The 16,668-nt window shown below is 69.0% G+C and carries 12 protein-coding genes and 3 tRNA genes; 5 read left to right on the forward strand and 10 right to left on the reverse strand.

The window, feature by feature from the left end:
• Window positions 1–191: 191 nt before the first annotated feature.
• Window positions 192–2,057 carry a tannase/feruloyl esterase family alpha/beta hydrolase gene (locus F8566_RS33345; RefSeq protein WP_151565850.1) on the forward strand — a complete coding sequence of 622 codons (1,866 nt, stop codon included), beginning with the start codon at window positions 192–194 and terminating at the stop codon, window positions 2,055–2,057.
• Window positions 2,058–2,551: 494 nt separating this feature from the next.
• Here the strand turns inward: F8566_RS33345 and F8566_RS33350 are convergent, their stop codons facing one another.
• The 3 genes from F8566_RS33350 to F8566_RS33360 all read right to left on the reverse strand — a co-directional run bounded on the left by F8566_RS33350 (window position 2,552) and on the right by F8566_RS33360 (window position 5,330).
• Window positions 2,552–3,025 (reverse strand): NUDIX hydrolase, encoded by a 474-nt coding sequence (locus tag F8566_RS33350; protein WP_151565851.1) that lies wholly within the window; start codon window positions 3,023–3,025, stop codon window positions 2,552–2,554.
• Window positions 3,026–3,283: 258 nt separating this feature from the next.
• Window positions 3,284–3,754, reverse strand: a complete 471-nt coding sequence (locus tag F8566_RS33355; RefSeq protein ID WP_151565852.1) for a DUF1772 domain-containing protein — start codon at window positions 3,752–3,754, stop codon at window positions 3,284–3,286.
• 91 nt (window positions 3,755–3,845) lie between these two features.
• Complete coding sequence (locus F8566_RS33360) at window positions 3,846–5,330, reverse strand: amidohydrolase family protein (protein WP_192809988.1); 1,485 nt, start codon at window positions 5,328–5,330, stop codon at window positions 3,846–3,848.
• 37 nt (window positions 5,331–5,367) lie between these two features.
• Here F8566_RS33360 and F8566_RS33365 point away from each other — a divergent pair, with 37 nt between their 5' ends.
• Window positions 5,368–6,015, forward strand: a complete 648-nt coding sequence (locus F8566_RS33365; protein ID WP_151565854.1) for a TetR/AcrR family transcriptional regulator — start codon at window positions 5,368–5,370, stop codon at window positions 6,013–6,015.
• A 537-nt stretch (window positions 6,016–6,552) separates the two neighbouring features.
• Here F8566_RS33365 and F8566_RS33370 read toward each other — a convergent pair.
• Both F8566_RS33370 and F8566_RS33380 read right to left on the reverse strand, forming a co-directional pair.
• Window positions 6,553–7,020 carry a hypothetical protein gene (locus F8566_RS33370; RefSeq protein WP_151565855.1) on the reverse strand — a complete coding sequence of 156 codons (468 nt, stop codon included), beginning with the start codon at window positions 7,018–7,020 and terminating at the stop codon, window positions 6,553–6,555.
• Window positions 7,021–7,609: 589 nt separating this feature from the next.
• Window positions 7,610–8,551: an SDR family NAD(P)-dependent oxidoreductase gene (locus tag F8566_RS33380; protein ID WP_192809989.1), complete on the reverse strand. Its 942-nt coding sequence runs from the start codon at window positions 8,549–8,551 to the stop codon at window positions 7,610–7,612.
• Window positions 8,552–8,657: 106 nt separating this feature from the next.
• Here F8566_RS33380 and F8566_RS33385 point away from each other — a divergent pair, with 106 nt between their 5' ends.
• A complete protein-coding gene (locus F8566_RS33385) occupies window positions 8,658–11,507 on the forward strand; it encodes a helix-turn-helix transcriptional regulator (protein ID WP_264159492.1) in 2,850 nt (949 codons plus the stop codon).
• A 140-nt stretch (window positions 11,508–11,647) separates the two neighbouring features.
• Here F8566_RS33385 and F8566_RS33390 read toward each other — a convergent pair whose 3' ends face one another.
• Window positions 11,648–12,166, reverse strand: coding sequence for a hypothetical protein (locus tag F8566_RS33390; protein WP_151565858.1), 519 nt, complete (start codon window positions 12,164–12,166; stop codon window positions 11,648–11,650).
• Window positions 12,167–12,423: 257 nt separating this feature from the next.
• Between F8566_RS33390 and F8566_RS33395 the strand changes: the two genes are divergently transcribed.
• Window positions 12,424–13,392 carry a TIGR03885 family FMN-dependent LLM class oxidoreductase gene (locus F8566_RS33395; RefSeq protein WP_151565859.1) on the forward strand — a complete coding sequence of 323 codons (969 nt, stop codon included), beginning with the start codon at window positions 12,424–12,426 and terminating at the stop codon, window positions 13,390–13,392.
• Complete coding sequence (locus F8566_RS33400) at window positions 13,389–15,062, forward strand: alpha-amylase family protein (RefSeq protein ID WP_151565860.1); 1,674 nt, start codon at window positions 13,389–13,391, stop codon at window positions 15,060–15,062. Before F8566_RS33395 ends, F8566_RS33400 begins: the two co-directional genes overlap by 4 nt.
• A gap of 197 nt (window positions 15,063–15,259) precedes the next feature.
• On the opposite strand, the gene F8566_RS33405 is transcribed toward F8566_RS33400, so the two are convergent.
• From F8566_RS33405 to F8566_RS33420, 4 genes are all read right to left on the reverse strand, one after another.
• Window positions 15,260–15,334: transfer RNA gene (locus F8566_RS33405), tRNA-Val, on the reverse strand.
• A gap of 20 nt (window positions 15,335–15,354) precedes the next feature.
• Window positions 15,355–15,425: transfer RNA gene (locus F8566_RS33410), tRNA-Cys, on the reverse strand.
• A 31-nt stretch (window positions 15,426–15,456) separates the two neighbouring features.
• A tRNA-Gly gene (locus F8566_RS33415) sits at window positions 15,457–15,529 on the reverse strand.
• Between the two features lie 43 nt (window positions 15,530–15,572).
• Entirely contained in the window at window positions 15,573–16,544 is a 972-nt protein-coding gene (locus tag F8566_RS33420) for a CHAP domain-containing protein (RefSeq protein ID WP_151565861.1), read from the reverse strand.
• Between the last annotated feature and the right edge of the window lie 124 nt (window positions 16,545–16,668).

Genomic DNA, 16,668 nt, shown 5'->3' on the forward strand with positions numbered 1-16,668 from the left:
TGCGTGTCGTCATAGTATTGTCGCACGATCGGGCTTCGTCCCCACGAGGGATATGGCCATCCTGTGCGTTCGGCTGGTGCTCGTGTCTCACACGGTCCGGCGTGGACGTCAACATTCCAGGTCGGCTGTGCCGCCGTGACGGTGGCCCGCGCGGTCTGGGTACGCCGAGCCCTCGCCCAAGGAGTGTGCCCGTGAGAGCAGCCCGTTTCAGCGCCCTCGCAGTAGCGATCTCGGTGACGTCCGCGATGGCGGCTCCCGCCGTCGCCGACCCGGCAGGAGCGGTCTCCCGGAACGGAGTTCACACGGTGACCGTGGCCGATCCGCAAGTGGCCTGCGCCGCCATGCGGGGCGCCACCATTCCCGCCAACAAGATCGGCACGCCTGGGATGCTCCGGGCCGACGCCACAGTGACCTCAGCCGTGCACCATGCCGCTTCCGACGCGGTCCTGACCGCCGGCAGGCAGCCTGTGCGCAACGCCGGCAACTCCTCGGCGGTCGTGACACCGGCCAAGCCCGCCTTCTGCCGGTTGACCGGCAACATCGCACCGGTGACCAAGGGCGCGCAACCGATCGGGTTCGAGGTGAACCTGCCTACCGAGTGGAACGGCTCGTCCACGCAGTTCGGTGGAGGCGGGTTCAACGGCCGTCTGACCGATGCGACCGGGTACATCAGCATCGACGCCAACGCCGGCGATGTTCTCACCCCGCTGATGCGCGGCTACATGACCGTGGGCACCGACTCCGGCCACCTCATCACCGCAAGCCCGCGCTACAACTCACCCGACCCCGTCGAACGGGCGGGCGCGACGTTCGACTTCGCGCTCAATGCGGAGATGTTCGGCAACTTCGCCACTGACGCCTACAAGAAGGTCCACGACGTGGCGGAGGAGATCGCCAAGGACTACTACGGTGAACGGCCCCGCAAACGGCTCTGGGTCGGCGGCTCGGAGGGAGGACGCGAGGGGCTGCTCATGGCCCAGCGGTTCCCGGGCGACATCGACGGTGTCTTCGTCCGCGTGCCGGTCATCGGATGGACCGGGCTGTTCGGCAATTTCATCGCCACCCTCCAGGCCGTCGAGCGCAACGGAAAAGCGGGTGGCTTCACCACCGCCGACATCAATCTGCTGGGACGCATGTCCGCGCATGCCTGCGACTCGCGCGACGGCATCGCCGACGCCGTCCTCAGCGACTACCGTGGCTGCCAGAACAAGATTCTCAAGGCCGTGCGCACCCTGAAGTGCACGGGGGCGCCGCAGCCTGGCAGCTGCCTCACCGCCGCGCAGCTCGACGTCGTCGACACCGTGTTCACGCGCCTGGACCTCGGGTTCACGCTGCCCAGCGGGCTGGACCATTACCCGGGGTTCTTGTTCGGAGGGGAACCCTGGTCCCTGGCGACGAAGGTCGGTGACAATCCCTCCCTGAGTTACGGTGACACCGGGTACCCCAGATACGCCGAATACGGTGTCGGCGCCGCCAAGTTCGTGTTCAGCCGGAATCCCGGCCTGGACGTGGTGAACCACTTCGACCGGGCCGAACACCGGCACCGCATGGCGCAGGTCTCGGCGATGATGGACACGCTCAACCCCGACCTGTCGGCCTTCAACAGGCGCGGCGGCAAGCTCATCGTCCTTGAATGCACCGCCGACTATGCCCGGAGCGCGGCGATGGGGATGGAGTACTACGACTCGGTGGTCTCGACCATGGGCAGGGCGACGACTGGCACATTCATGCGCCTGTACGTCTCACCCGGCACCGACCACGGCTGCGGCGGAACCATCGACCCCGCCACCCTCGACGCCGACGGCACGACCCCCTACGGCGTCGGCACCAGCGCCGGAACCGTCAACGCGGTGCCACGCAACGTCGACTGGTTCAGCGTGCTGGAGAACTGGGCTTTGAAAGGCCGGGCGCCAGGAGTCTCCGTGACGGCAACCGCCAACCACTACGCGCCACCGTTCCAGATGCTGGCCGCCAAGCCGATCTGCGCCTATCCGCTGTACCCGCGTTACACCGGCGGCAACGCCGCCTCCGCGAACAGCTACAGCTGCCGACGCTGAATCCGTCCTGTGCGGGGTTGAGTCAGGGGCGGGCCGGTGAGCGCGGCCATGTTTGTCAGGAGGCTGGTGGGCGGGCCGTTTGCGGACCGCGTCCAAGAGGAAGTCGGCTGCCTCCTGGACGCGACGCTGGAGAAGCGCTAGTACCCGGGACGAGGACGAGCGGTGGGACGTGACCGCGCACCCACGTGCCCACCGCAACACGTCATCATCGCCACCTACCACTCCACGACGAACGACCGCGCGACCTGAGAAACAACCAGCCAGGGGATCCCCGCTGCAGCGTGAGCAGCGGCGCCAGTTCGCGCACCGTCGGTGAACTGCCTGGGTGTCGATTTCCGAAGCCATCTGCGCGGATGTCCGAAGTCGCCTGCACGTGGGGCTCCTGGAGGGGGCCGCGACCTCGACTACGCGATCTCCACTGGTCGTGAAGACTGTCCTGCCGATCGTGTGAGCCAGATGACGGTCAAGCGAGCCAGGTAGATGTTGTGGTGACCTCAGTGCTGGATCAGGCCGCCGACCGGGACGTGAGCGACATGGCCGGTTGCCGGGAGGGTCTGTGACAGGGTGAGGCCGATGTCGACCAGCGATGACCGGCGCAGGCGAGCGACGTCGGGGATCGGAGTCCAGGTCGGCTCGGCGGTTTCGCCGTTCGGCTCAGGTCGGAGGTGGCCGCCGGTGATACGGACCTGGTAGAAGATGCCGACATTCTGGTGCTCGGGTCCGCCGGGGATGGTGCGCTCAGCCGCGGGGATCACCCTTGAGTCCACGCCCAGCAGGCGTTCGACCACCGCGTCGCAGCCGGTCTCCTCAGCGACCTCCCGAATCACCGCGTCGAACGGATCCTCCGCGTGCTCGACCCTGCCACCCGGAAGAGTCCAGTTGGTCTCGCCCTTCGGTGGCACGTGACGGGCGAGCAGCACGCGCCCGTCCTCGATGCACACGGCATACGCCGCCAGCCGGAAGCTCATCCCCGTGTCTCTCCATTCTTCTGCAACCCCGGAGAAACCTGGCTCACTGTCCGGGAGCAGACCCGCGCGTAGGCCCACGCACGCCCCATCCCATCTCCTTCGCGTCCGAAACGTCTACTTACCTTGGTTGATCGCTGGCCGGGGTACCGCGCCCGCCAACGCAGGGGACGGCGGGCGCCGGCGCAGCATGCGCGCTCGGCGTAGCGGTCATGGTGAGGGCCAGGCTGTCCAGAACGTCGTGGTCCGTCCAAGGACGCGTCAATGATCAACTTCTCGGGTGGAACGCAGGACGAGCGTGATGATGAGCAGGAACGCCGCCAGCGCGGTGACGGTGCGCACGATGTTGAAGGCCTCCCACCGCTGGAGGATCTCGGCGTGGTCGGGCGGGGGCGCGGTGACCGCCCAAACCTTGATCTTCTGGTTGATGGGGACGTTGCCGAACCGGGTGACCAGGAACGACACCACCGCCAGCGCGCTGGCCGCACCGGCCAGCAGGCGCGGTTTTCCGCGCGTCGACACCGCCAGGGCGAGCGAGCTCAGCACGGCCAGGGCCATGGCCGTCTGCATGACGGGGCCGTTCATCCGCATCAGTGCCGAGTGGAAGGTCAGGCGCACCTCCAGCGGGACCGCGTCGAAGGTGGGGGCGACGTTGGTCGCGCCGTAGCCGAACGCTCCGGCGAGCAGGCCGGTGGACAGCAGCGCCAGTCCGGCGATGAGCCGGGTTTTCATGAGGGAACTCCTTGGGGAAAGCGCACGGGACGGCCCGGGCGGTCGTCCGGCCGGGGTGGTCGTGCGGCGAGGATCGCGGCGGGCCGCTGATTCAGGGCGCGGCCGGGGGTTCGGCGGCCGCGCGAGCGATGTCGGCCAGCATCCGCGCGCGGTGTTCGGCGGTGATGAGGCGTCCGCGGGTCAGGACCGCGTGGATGCGGGTGGTGTTGCGGATGTCGGCCAGGGGGTCGGCGTCGAGCACGGCCAGGTCGGCCAGCTTGCCGACCTCCACGGTGCCGAGGAGGTGGTCCAGGCCGAGCAGGCGGGCGGCTTCGATGGTGGCGGCCCGCAGCGCGCGCACCGGCGACAGCCCGGCCCGCACGAGCGCGGCGAGCTCGTCGTGCAGGGCGAATCCGGGGACCTGGAACGGCACGTCGCCCGCGTCCGTTCCCGCGACGATCGGCACTCCGGCGTCGGCCATCGCGCCGACGAGCATCTGGCGGCGGTCGAGCAGCGCGCGGTGCTGGGCGATCTCCTGCGGGGTGCGGCCGGCCCTGATGACGTGGTCCAGGGCCCACCGCCAGCCCTCGGCGACCGCGGCCGGAACGTAGCGCAGCCGCTCGTCGTTCGGGTCGACCTCTTCCGGCCGATCCAGCACCTGGTAGACGGTCAGGGTGGGCACCATCCGCGTCCGGTTGCGGGCCAACGTGGCGAACACCCGCGCCGCCTTGCGGGGGTTGTAGCTGGTGGCCGCGTCCCACTCCAGATGGTGGGTCTCGCGCATCCAGTGGAGGTAGTCGCCGCGTTCGATGCGCATGGCGGCGATCCGGGCGCGCAGTTCCGGCTCGCGGGTCGAGGTGTCGTACCAGATGCCGTACAGGTGCTCGATGCTGCGCTGTCCCGCCGCGCTGGCGGCGGTGAGCGCGACAGCGTCGGAGCAGTGTCCGGCGAACGGGATGCCGCAGCGGCGTGCCTCATCGGCGATCACCCGGTGCAAGTCGCGGGGCAGCCGTGAGTACACCTTCACGAAGTCCGCGCCTTCGCGCCTGGCCTGGCGCACGGCCGCGCGAGCCTGGTCGGCGGTGGCGACCTCGGTGAAGACCGCCGGGTCCCCGATCGTGGGCGCGCCGTCCACGATACGGCTGGCGATCACCGATCGCGGACCGAGCAACTCCCCGTGGCGGGTCCGCTCGCGCCACTGGTGCAGCAGCGGGGAGCCGGACATCTCCCGGACGGTGGTGATGCCGTTGACCAGGTGGAGCGGCGGGGAGATCCGCTCGTCGGGGACGCTGTGCACGTGCGCGTCGCACAAGCCGGGGATCACGAACCTGCCGGGCAGGTCGAGGACCCGGGCACCGGCGGGAATGGTGACCGTTCCCCGGCGTCCAAGTCCCGCGATGCGCTGCCCTCGCACGAGCACGGTCATGTCGCGGCGGGGCGGGCGCCCCGTGGCGTCGACGACCGTGACTCCGGTGAGCGCGATGGTCTCATCCGCCGCAGCGGCGCGTCCGGGAACCGAAGGCGCCGCAGCCGCCGTCATCAGCAGGCCCGAGCGCAGCACGGTGCGCCGGGACGTTTCAGCTCTTATCTCTGACACGATGTCCAAGTTATCGAGGTTTGCTAAAGTTGACAACATGTCTGAGATATCGGCTTCCCGGCGCAGGCGACGCCGTGCCGACGCCGATCGGAGTGCGGCCGCCGTCCTGCAGGCCGCCCAGCGGGTCCTGGCCTCCGAGCCCCATGCGAGCATCGAGGACATCGCCACCGCGGCCGGAGTCAGCCGTCAGACGGTCTACGCCCACTTCGGAAACAGAGACGCACTGGTGAGGGCCGTGATCGACGCCATCACGGCCGAAACCGTCGCCGAGATGGACACCGCCCGGCTGGACGAGGGTTCCGCCGCCGAGGCCCTGCTGCGCCTGCTCGACGTGAGCTGGCGTCCCTTCCAGCGCTACATGCGGCTGCTGAACGTCGAGGCGACGACCACCGACGATGAGCGCGCTCAGCACCGTCCGGTGGTCGACCATCTCCAGGAAGTGCTCACCCGAGGGCAACGATCCGGAGAGTTCACCCGAGACCTGTCGGCCACCTGGCTCGCCACAGCCACCGTCTCCCTCGGCCACGCCGCAGGGGAGGCCGTGACCACCGGCCAGATGACCATCGCCGAAGCCGCCCGCGCCCTGGCCTGGAGCCTCCTGCGACTGTGCGGCGTCGAGCCGTCCAGGATCACCGAACTCGTGGACCGGAAGCCCTCCGCCGGCAGCCCCGTCCAAGAGGACTGAGTGCGCGCCGGTCTCCGTCCCCCGCCTCCCGTGACCCCAGAACGGCGAAGTCACACTCAACGGCGGCAGCAGGACCTGGAGTCGCACCTGTCTTACGGATGCTCAGCCCGCCAGCCAGAAAAGTCGCTGATCGTGGTGCCGAAGAAAGTCTGCCCATCCTCGAGACCTCCGGCCGGCTCAACGACTCGACCCGCGCGTCATGGAGGGCCGCGGTGTCTACCCACCTGATCTACCGGCTCCGCGACCGCGCCTGACCGCAACACCAGCCGACGGTTGCCAGGAGCGCCGCAGTCCTGCGGCTTGGTGAGCGCACCGATCAGCCGACGACGAAAAGCAGACGGTCACGGGCCACCTCCGAGGGCCAGGTGGCTCTGAAACTCTCCGACATCTCCGTGCCAGCCCAGACCACGCCGGACCGCAGGTCAACCAGGCTTCGAGGGACTGGACGGTCTGGCTTCCCGAAAATCTACTGACCGCGATCGTCCAGGCCGTTCTCACCCCTCACCACCAGATTGGATGAGGGGTGAGATCAGCTGTCTACTTGTAGTTGTAGACCTTCGTCCACGTCTTGTTGCACTTCATGCGCTGGAAGGGGTGGCCGGCCACGCACTCGCGGACCTTGATCGATCGCGGCGATCCGTTCCACCAGCGGTAGGTGTGCTTCTTGTGGGGCCCCTTGAAGTCGATGGTCTTCTTGACGCCGCTCCACGACGTGTACTCCATGTACATGCGCGGATGGCGCTTGTCGCTCGCGGTGTCGGTGAGGTGGAACTGGATCTGCAGCTCCTTCACGCCCATCTCCCAGCGCGTGTGGTACTTCCAGGAGACGGCGACGCCCTTGATCGGCTTCTTGATCTTGCCGGTCTTCCACTTCGACCAGCCGTCGGCGGCCTGAGCCGAGGCTGGTGCCGCCGCTTGGACGGGGGCGGCCTCGGCCGGGGCCGCGAGAGCGAGGGACGCCGCGCCGGCCAGGCCGGCCGCGGAAAGGGAAAGCGTTCGACGCATGATGATGTGGTACTCCTCGAAGGATTTTCGGCGGGAACGCGGCCGTCGCCGGAACGACGACCACGCCGTCGAGAAGTCTGGTGACGGCCCCGATGCCAGGCCAGGGCCCCGAGAGCCAATTCCGATCAACGGGAATGGCCCTCTGGCACCAGGACGCGCCGGTGCCCGCAGGGCCGGGTGCCCTGTTAGGCGGGCGACCTCGCGGAGACTAACCGCGCGCACCGGTACATAGCGAGCCACCGTGTGTGGTCGCACCCCGCCAGCTCGACCGCCGCACGGGAACTGTCCGTGAGGTCGTACGCCTCAAGAATCGACAGAACAACAGCGTCCCGCACGCCGTCCTGCGAATCGATGTCCCTACGACCTTGGTCACATGGCCACAGCCGCTTGACAGATGCATGAGAGAGCCGCCCTCTTTTACCGGGCACGCCGCCGTCGGGTCCGCCGGCACCGCGAACACCGTCGCGGCGGGCACGGCGAAAGTCAGGGTGGCGCTCACGTTCTCCTGATTCACGGTGGCCGGGTCGTTCGTGGTGGTGACGGACATCGTGGACCTGTGGTGACCCCCGGCCGCTGCAGGGCTTGGTGGTCACTGGTTCGGCAAGATCATCCGACGGCCGGCGGTGGCGCCGCCGTCGACCATGACCGAGGCGCCGGTCATGTAGGCGAAGTCGTCGCTGCACAGCGCCATCACCGCGGTGGCGATGTCGGTGGTCTCTCCCATCCTCGGCAGGCCGTCGATGTTGAGCTGGGCGAAGACCTTTTTGGCCTGTTCCCATTCCGCGTCGCTGAGGTCGGGAAGGGCGCCGCGGACCATTGGGGTGTCGATCGTGCCCGGTTGGATCGCCATGACCCGGATGTTGTGCCGGCCGTAGTCGAGCGCCGCCGCTTTCACGATTCCCTCCAGGGTGCCCTTGCTGCCGGAATAGGCCGAGCCGCCGGGGCGGGCCATCTCCACCCCGAGCGAGGAGGTCACCACGATCGCCCCGCCGCCTCGTTTGAGCAGGTGGGGGATCTGGTGTTTCATCGCCAGGAAGACCCCGCGGGCGTTGGTGCTCTGCATGTCGTCGTACTCCGCGGCGGTGATCTCGTGCAGCGGCTTGAACCAGTTGATCCCGGCGTTGTTGAAGGCGATGTCGAGGCCACCGTAGAGCGTGACCGCACGGTTGACGAAGGCCACGATCTGCCGCTCGTCGCGTACGTCGGCACGGATGTAGGTGGCTTCCCCGCCCGCCTTTCGGATGGTCGCCTCGACGTGTCTTCCCAGCTTCTCGCGGCGCCCGCAGAAGGCCACCCGCGCGCCCTCGGCGGCGAACGCCCGGGCCGTGGCCGCACCGATCCCCGAAGTGGCGCCGGTGATGATCACGACTTTGCCGGTGAACCGCCTGGCCTTTCCGGGTGCCGCCTGCGCCGCACGCTGACCCGCCACCGTCGGGACGGCGGCGGCGGCCAGCCCCGCGGCGGTGCCGCCGAGGAGGCGCCGTCGGCTGGGGCCGGTGGTGTGCGCACCGTCAGTGGTCTCGTCGGTCACGATTTCCTCCTGGTCACTGGGATCTTCCGGACTCAACCCTCGTGGCGGACCCGCCGGCGGGCATCTGTCAAAACGACTGGTCTTCACCGCCGGTTAGTGTGGACAGGTGCTCATCGGCCGGGAAATGGAACGAGGGATCCTCGCCGATCGCCTGGCGGATGCGGGGCGTGGCCACGGTCAGGTCGTGGTGGTGCGGGGCGAGCCGGGGATCGGCAAGAGCGCACTGTTGGACGACGCGGCGGCGCACGCGACCGGCATGACGGTCCTGCGCTGCACCGGCGTGGAGTCGGAGATCGACCTGCCCTATGGCGGGCTCCACCAGCTCCTGGCGCCGGTCTGCGCGCAGCTCGATGGGCTGGCCGACGCGCACCGCGACGTCGTCGACAGGCTGTGGCCCACGACCCGATCCGCCACGACCACCGCCGCGTCGGAGACAACTCCGGGGGCGGTCGGTGCGGCCGTCCTGGCCGCCTGGCAGCTCCTGGCTTCGCGGCGTCCACTGCTGGTCGTGGTCGATGACGCGCACTGGCTCGATACCGGATCGGCGCGAGCGGTGCTGTTCGCCGCCCGCCGTATCACCACCGATCCGATCGCGGTGCTGGTCGCCCGGCGCGATCTCGACGAGGCCGACCACTTCTCCCGTGCCGGCTTCCCCACGCTGCCGGTCGGCGGCCTGGCCCCGGACGCCGTCGGAGAGCTTCTGGCCGGCCAGGGCTGGTCTCCACCGCGACGCATCGTCGAGGTGCTCACCGAGCGCTCCGGCGGCAACCCCCTCGCTCTGCTGGAGCTGGCCGTCTTCGGCGACACCGGGCACCTGTCCGCGACGGGATCGATGTCGAAGACCGTCCCGCTCACCGACCGGCTCCGCGACGCCTTCACCGATCGGCTCCGAGCGCTCCCCGAACACAGCCGGCGCGCGCTGGTCGTCGCGGCGGCCGACGAGACCGGCCAATACGACGTGGTTCTCGGCGCGTTGGCCCGCTCCGGGCTTGGCGCCGACGCGCTTACCGCCGCCGAGGCCGCGCGTCTCCTCGTCGTCAGCACCGTGGCGGCGCATCCGGAGACGCTGCGGTTCCGGCATCCGCTGATGCGGTCGGCGGTCTACCACAACGCGCCGTTCGCCCATCGGGCCGAGGCGCATGAAGCGCTCGCCGCCGAACTCACCGACCACGATCCCGCTCGTGCGGCGTGGCACCGAGCCCTGGCCGCGACCGGCACCGATGAACAGCGTGCGCGGACGCTCGCCCACCATGCGGCACAGTTGCGAAGCGGTGGCGGGCTCGCGGCGAGTTCGGCGGCGTACCAGCGGGCCGCGCAGCTCACCCGGTTTCCGGAGCGCCGCCGCCATCATCTCCTCACGGCCGCCTACGACGCCTGGAAGGCCGCCGATTCGGCGCGTGCGCAGTCACTGGCCGCGCAGGCGGCGGCGATCGCCGTGACCCCGTCATCCGTTGGCGGGGGAAGTGCCCACCAAACCGATGTGGATCTGGAACGCCTGCAGGGCTACATGCAGTGGTACACGGGCGACCAGGTGATCGCGGCGGCCCGGCTGGCCGGCTCGGTCGACGACGCGCGCATGACCGCTCCCCACGATATCGCCGCCGCTCTCTTCGCCGCCTGCGATGCCTCCTGGCAGGCCGGCGAAATCGCGACCGCACAGTCCTTGACGAGGCGGCTGGGCACAGAGCCCGGCGGTTCGGCCTATCGCCGAGCCGCCCAGGTTCTGGAGGCCGCGATGGACGACCGCCTCACACCGGAAGACGGCGCGATCTCACGGCTGGCCGGGGTGGTCCCGGCGGACCTCGGCACCGGCGACCCGCGGCGGTGGCTGTGGCTTCTGGCCGTCGCCGCCCGCGGGCCCGACCCGGCCCTGGCCCGCGCCCTCGGTCTGCAGGTGGCCGATCGATTCCGAACCAGCGGGATGTTCAGCCTGCTCACCGTGGCACTGAGCTGGCTCGTCGAGATCGAGTACCAGATGGGCCAGTGGGAGGCGGGCATCGCCCATGCCGAAGAGGGCCTACGTCACGCCGAGGATGCCGAGCACCTGGCGCGTCAGGCGGACCTCGCCGCGCACCTCGCACGGTTGGCGGCGGTCCGGGGAGACGCCGAAGGCGGCCGAGTCCACAGCCGCACGGCGCTCACCCTTGCCTGGCGCACCCGGCATCGACTGGCCGCGGCACGGGCCACCTGGGCGGACGGGCTGCTTGCTCTGGCCACAGGCGACCACCGCGAGGCGTTCGAGCTCATCGGCTCGACGTCGGGGCCCCTTCCCAGCGGCCACCCGGACATCGGTAGAAAGGCCACCGCCGACCTTGTCGAGGCGAGTTTGCGCTGCGGAGAGGTCGAAACGGCCAAGCAGGCCGCGGCCGACCTCTCCTCATGGGCCCACGGCCGGACCTCGCCGTGGGTCGACGTCCAGGTTCTGCGCTGCCGGGCGTTGCTGACCGCCTACGACGGCGATCCCTCCGCGGACAAGGACTGCGCGACGTCCGCGGCAGCCGCCGTCCGGGCACAGATGCCGTTCGAACAGGCCCGCATCGCGGTCCTTCACGGCGAGTGGGCCCGCCGTGGCCGCCGCCCCACCGAGGCCCGCAAACACCTGCGCACCGCCGTCGCATTGTTCGATCGTCTCGGTGCCTCGCACTGGTCCGAGCACGCCCGGACCCAACTGCGCGCACTCGGCGGCGCGGCCGACCACCGGCCGGCCGACCTGGCCGGGCGGCTCACCCCGCAAGAGCTGCAGGTCGCGCGTCTTGCCGCGCAAGGACTGAGCAACCGTGAGATCGGCACCAGGCTGTTTCTCAGCCCACGCACAGTGGGTTACCACCTCTACAAGCTCTTCCCCAAGCTCGGCATCGCCAGCCGCGCACAGCTACGTCATCTCGGCCTCTTTGAGCTTGATGGTGAGGCCGGGCCGGAAACCGGCATGACCAAGGCTGGCACCTCCGGCGCGTAATGGAGTGTTCACATGGCGTCCGGGTGAAGTCCGGCGCCGCGCCCGCACCAGCACGATGTGCACGGCGCCGCGCCTGCAAGGTGTGCCCGGCGCCGACCGGGAGGTGGACGTCTCGACGCTGCCCGCAGCGCGGGCTCCGGCTAACGGAGCTGATCGGCCGGACCTGCCGGCTCCTGCCCCGGATCGACGGACTGCGTAGCGCGCCGCTCGACCGCCGCCGCGTGGCTGGCGGCGGCCCATCGCTGGACGCCGGGGAGGCGCAGGAGCGCGCAGACCGTGATCATGGCGACGGCCAACGCGGCCGCCGGGGCGCTGGACGTCCAGTCGCTCGAGTCCGTCCCCTGGGACCCGAGCCAGATCACCAGCGCACCTCCGAGCCCGCCGATCACGCCGGCGAGCATCGACATGGTGTTGATCGCGTTCGGCCCACCGCGCCGGACCCGGTACAGCCACGCCACGTAGATCACCGACCAGATCAGCGCGTACCAGATGTTGGGTGAGCTGAAGACCGAGTCCGGGTTCTCCGCCGCGCTGTTCACAATGAACGTGATCCAAAGCAGGGCGGCCAGCGTGACGGCGACGTGGACGGCCCAGGGGCGGTCCGGGACCGGCCCGGCAGGCGACTGTTCCGCAGATGGCTGACCGTGTGGTGATTTCATGATGTCCCTGGCTAGATGGGGTGATCGCACGCTCTGACGCGCCTCAGGCCGGCCACGTTCCCACACTCGCCACGGCCACGAGATGGCGACCCACATCAGTTGCAGCCGTCGTACGGAGTGGACGTCTGGCTTCGTATCCGCCGGTGCTCCAGGGCTTCGGCGGCGACACCCGGTGGCGCGGTGGCCTGCTCGGCTGCGGTTTCCGTAAAAATAACCGCCGGGTGATAGTCGCGGATTCGTCGGGTACAGACCGGCTCATGGCGGTCTACGGAATCCACGCCTCGCACGAGCAGATCCATCCGAGCGCATTGCTCAAGGCGATGAGCCGGGCCGAGCAGGCGGGTTTCTCGGCGGCGATGTCGTCGGACCACTTCTCGCCGTGGAGTGCCCGGCAGGGGCAGTCGGCGTTCGCCTGGTCGTGGCTCGGGGCCGCGCTGCAGGCCACCGGGCTGCCGTACGGCGTGGTGAACGCGCCGGGCCAGCGCTACCACCCGGCGATCATCGCGCAGGCGATCGGCACGCTCGGGGCGATGTATCCGGGGCGGTTCTGGGCGGCACTCGGCAGCGGTGAGGCCAGCAACGAGCACATCACCGGCGGCGGCTGGCCCCGCAAGGAGGTCCGCAACGCGCGGCTGCTCGAATGCGTTCAGATCATCCGGGCCCTGCTGGCCGGGGAGGAGGTCAGCCATGACGGCCTGGTGACCGTCGACCGGGCCAGGTTGTGGACGCTGCCGGAGACCGTGCCGAAGCTCGTGGGCGCGGCGGTGAGCGTGGACACCGCCCGCTGGTGCGCCGGCTGGGCGGACGGGCTCATCACGGTGAACGCCCCGCAGGAGACACTCACCCGGATCGTGGACGCCTACCGTGACAACGGCGGCCGTGGCTCGCTCCACCTGCAGGTGCACCTGAGCTGGGCCCCGGACGAGGATGAGGCCGCCCGGATCGCGCACGACCAATGGCGCAGCAACGTGTTCGCGCCGCCGGTGCCTTGGGACCTGGAGACGGTCGAGCACTTCGATGAGGTGTCCAAGCACGTGACGCCGCAGCAGGTCACCGAGGCGGTCAACGTCTCGGCGGACCTCGGCCGGCACGCCGCCTGGCTGCACGAGTACGCCGAGCTCGGCTTCGACGGGATCTACCTCCACCACGTCGGACGGGAACTCGACCAGTTCATCGATGCGTTCGGCGCCAAGGTGCTGCCGCATCTGGTGGAAGGATCGCAATGAAGCTGACACTGACATCCGACGTCTGGTGGAAGAACGCGCTCGTCTACTGCATGGACATCGAGACCTACAAGGACGGCAACGGCGACGGGTGCGGTGACTTCCGCGGGCTCACCCAGCAGATCGACTACCTCGACCGCCTCGGGATCTCGTGCATCTGGCTGATGCCGTTCTATCCGTCGCCGGACCGGGACGACGGCTATGACGTCACCGACTTCTACGGGGTGGATCATCGGCTCGGCACCCTCGGCGACTTCGTGGAGTTCGTCCGGACCGCCCGCGACCGCGGCATCCGGGTGATCGCCGATCTGGTCGTCAACCACACCTCCGAACGGCATCCCTGGTTCGTCAGCGCCCGCGAGAGCCGCGACTCGCCGTTCCGCGACTGGTACGTCTGGGCCGACGAACCACCGGAGGACGGGCCTCAGGGGATCACCTTCCCCGACCGCGAGCAGAGTCTGTGGCAGTACGAGGAGCGGACGGGTCAGTACTACTTCCACCGCTTCTACAAACACCAACCCGACCTCAACCTGACCAATCCGGCCGTACGGGACGAGATCGCGCGGATCGTGGGGTTCTGGATGGAGCTCGGGCTGTCGGGATTCAGGGTGGACGCGGTGCCGTTCATGCTGGAGACCACGGGCCAGCCCGACGCGGAGCGGTTGCCCGACCCGCACGAATACCTCGCCGACCTCCGTGCGTTCATGGCCCGCCGCAGCGGCGAAGCCGTGCTGCTGGGCGAGGTGAACCTCACCTACCCCGAGACGATGCCCTACTACGGGGAGGAACGTGACGAGCTGACGATGTGCTTCGACTTCGTCGGCATGCAAAAGCTGTATCTGTCCCTGGCCCGTGGTGACGTCGGCCCGCTGGCGGGGGCGCTGCGCGAACGGCCCCACGCGCCACGGGACGCGCACTGGGCGACGTTCGTCCGCAACCATGACGAGTTGACGCTGGACAAGCTCACCGAGGACGAACGACAAGAGGTCTTCAAGGCGTTCGGCCCCGAGGACCGGATGCAGCTGTACGGGCGAGGTCTGCGGCGGCGGCTGCCCACCATGTTCGGCGGTGACATGCGGCGCCTCAGGATGGTCTACAGCCTGTTGTTCTCCCTGCCGGGGACGCCGGTGCTCTTCTACGGGGAGGAGATCGGTATGGGGGAGGACCTGGACGCGGAAGGCCGGCTCGCCGTCCGTACCCCGATGCAATGGCGACCGGGCCCCGGCGCGGGATTCTCCACCGCCGACCCCTCCAGTTTCCCCAGCCCGGTCGTTCAGGGCGAGTACGGCCCGGACCAGGTCAACGTGGCCGAACAACGCGGCAAGCCCGATTCGCTGCTGTCGTGGATCAGCGCACTGGCCGAGCTCTACCGGCAGAACCCGGAGTTCGCCTGGGGCGACTTCACCGTCCTGGACACCGGCCAGCCTGCCGTGCTGGCCGTCGAGTTCCGCACTGAGGACGCCCTGCTGGTGACACTGCACAACTTCGCGGCGACGCCGGTCGAGGTCGACATCGCCGTCTCCGGACTGAGCGATTCCTGGAAGTTGGCCGATCTGCTGGAGGACTGGACGACCGAGCCATCCGCCGAGGAACGCGCCCGGGTGAGCCTGGACGCCTACGGCTGCCGCTGGCTCCGAGCCCGGCACCCCGAGGACGTACCCATGTCAAGCTGACAGCTGCCGAACGGCGCCATCTCCTCCGCGTCGTCCCGCCCTCGCTCGCTGCAGAAATCACAGAGCGTTACCGAGCCGTGGGTGAGTGAGCCCGACATTGTGGTGCTCACCGGCGGATGATCTCCAGTTTTCCGCCAGGAGACGGCGAAAGCCTCGTCCCGATCTTGTTGGGACGAGGCTTTGACCTCGGGAAAGGGTGGTGGGCGATACTGGGATTGAACCAGTGACCTCTACCGTGTCAAGGTAGCGCTCTCCCACTGAGCTAATCGCCCTTGCCGCGACATGCGCGTCGAGGTGGAGACGGGATTTGAACCCGTGTACACGGCTTTGCAGGCCGTTGCCTCGCCTCTCGGCCACTCCACCGAGCGAGGCCTTGCGCTGCAATGCCTCTCAGAGCGGAAGACGGGATTCGAACCCGCGACCCTCACCTTGGCAAGGTGATGCTCTACCAACTGAGCCACTTCCGCATGGCGTCCGGGGATCACTCCCTGGCTCGCTCTGGGGTTAACTTTAGCGGAATCCCGGAGTGCTTGCGTACTCGGCGCGGCTGGAGAGCGTGCTCTCGGCGTGCATGGAATCCCAGAAGGCGAGCTCCTCGTCCTCCTTGAGATGGGCGATGCGGCCCCAGAACTCGCGGTCCTCGGCCTCGTGGGCGGCGGCGAGGGAGAGGGCGGGCATGATCGTCGTGGCGGTCTCGGCGGCCTCCAGGTCGGCGGGGGTGACCTCGGCGGGCAGCTGCACCGGGTGGGCGGGGCGGTGGTGCTTGCCGCGCTTGCGGACGCGGACCGGGGGAGAGGTCGGGGCCATCGCGGCGGCGGCCTTGCCGGCGGCGAGGGCGACGGTGCCGCAGAGGATGACCGCGAGGAAGCCGCCGAGGATCACTTCCTGGGAGGGGAGCGGGGACTCGGGGGCCGGCTCCTTCTTGTGGAGATTGGCCGTCGCGGAGGTGTCGGGGGCCAGGGTCTCGACGGAGGGGGCCGGGGCCGCGTGCTTGGGGGTGTACTTGGTGGTGGCGGTCTTGACCTTGCCGGGGAAGCCGTAGCCGACGATGTGGTCGACGGAGCGCTCCTTGCGCATGAGCTTGTAGCCGTCGGCGTTGGCCTCGATCGTGTGGACGGCGTCGCCCTCGACGCGTTCGACGATGCCCACGTGGTCGATCTGGTCGATGTCGCCGGATCCGGACCAGTCGAAGAAGACGATGGCGCCGGGCTCGGGCTTCTCGCCCCAGGCGTCCTGCTTCTTGAACCATTTGGCGTGGTCGACGGTGGCGGCGAACTGGCCTGCGGACTCGGTCACGCCGGCCTTGTCGGCGGCCCAGGCGAGGAACATGTCGCACCACGGCGCCGTCTTGAAGTACGGGTTGTGGTCGCCATCGACGTTCTTGGCGTACCAGTCACCGAACTTCGTGTAACCATCGCCTTTCTCGGTGTAACCGAGCTGGTCCTTGGCGATGTCGAGCAGCTTTTTGCCGACCGGGTCCATTTCGCTCCTTGCCACCCCTGGGTCGGAGCGGCCCAACCAGGTCACGCTCCGATCTCGGTGGAATGTAGCCGAGGTAAAGAGCAGGGAGCAAGTCGTTCCGGATGAAACGGTCGATCTGGACTAC

This window comes from Actinomadura rudentiformis (assembly GCF_008923185.1).
Lineage (GTDB): Bacteria > Actinomycetota > Actinomycetes > Streptosporangiales > Streptosporangiaceae > Spirillospora > Spirillospora rudentiformis.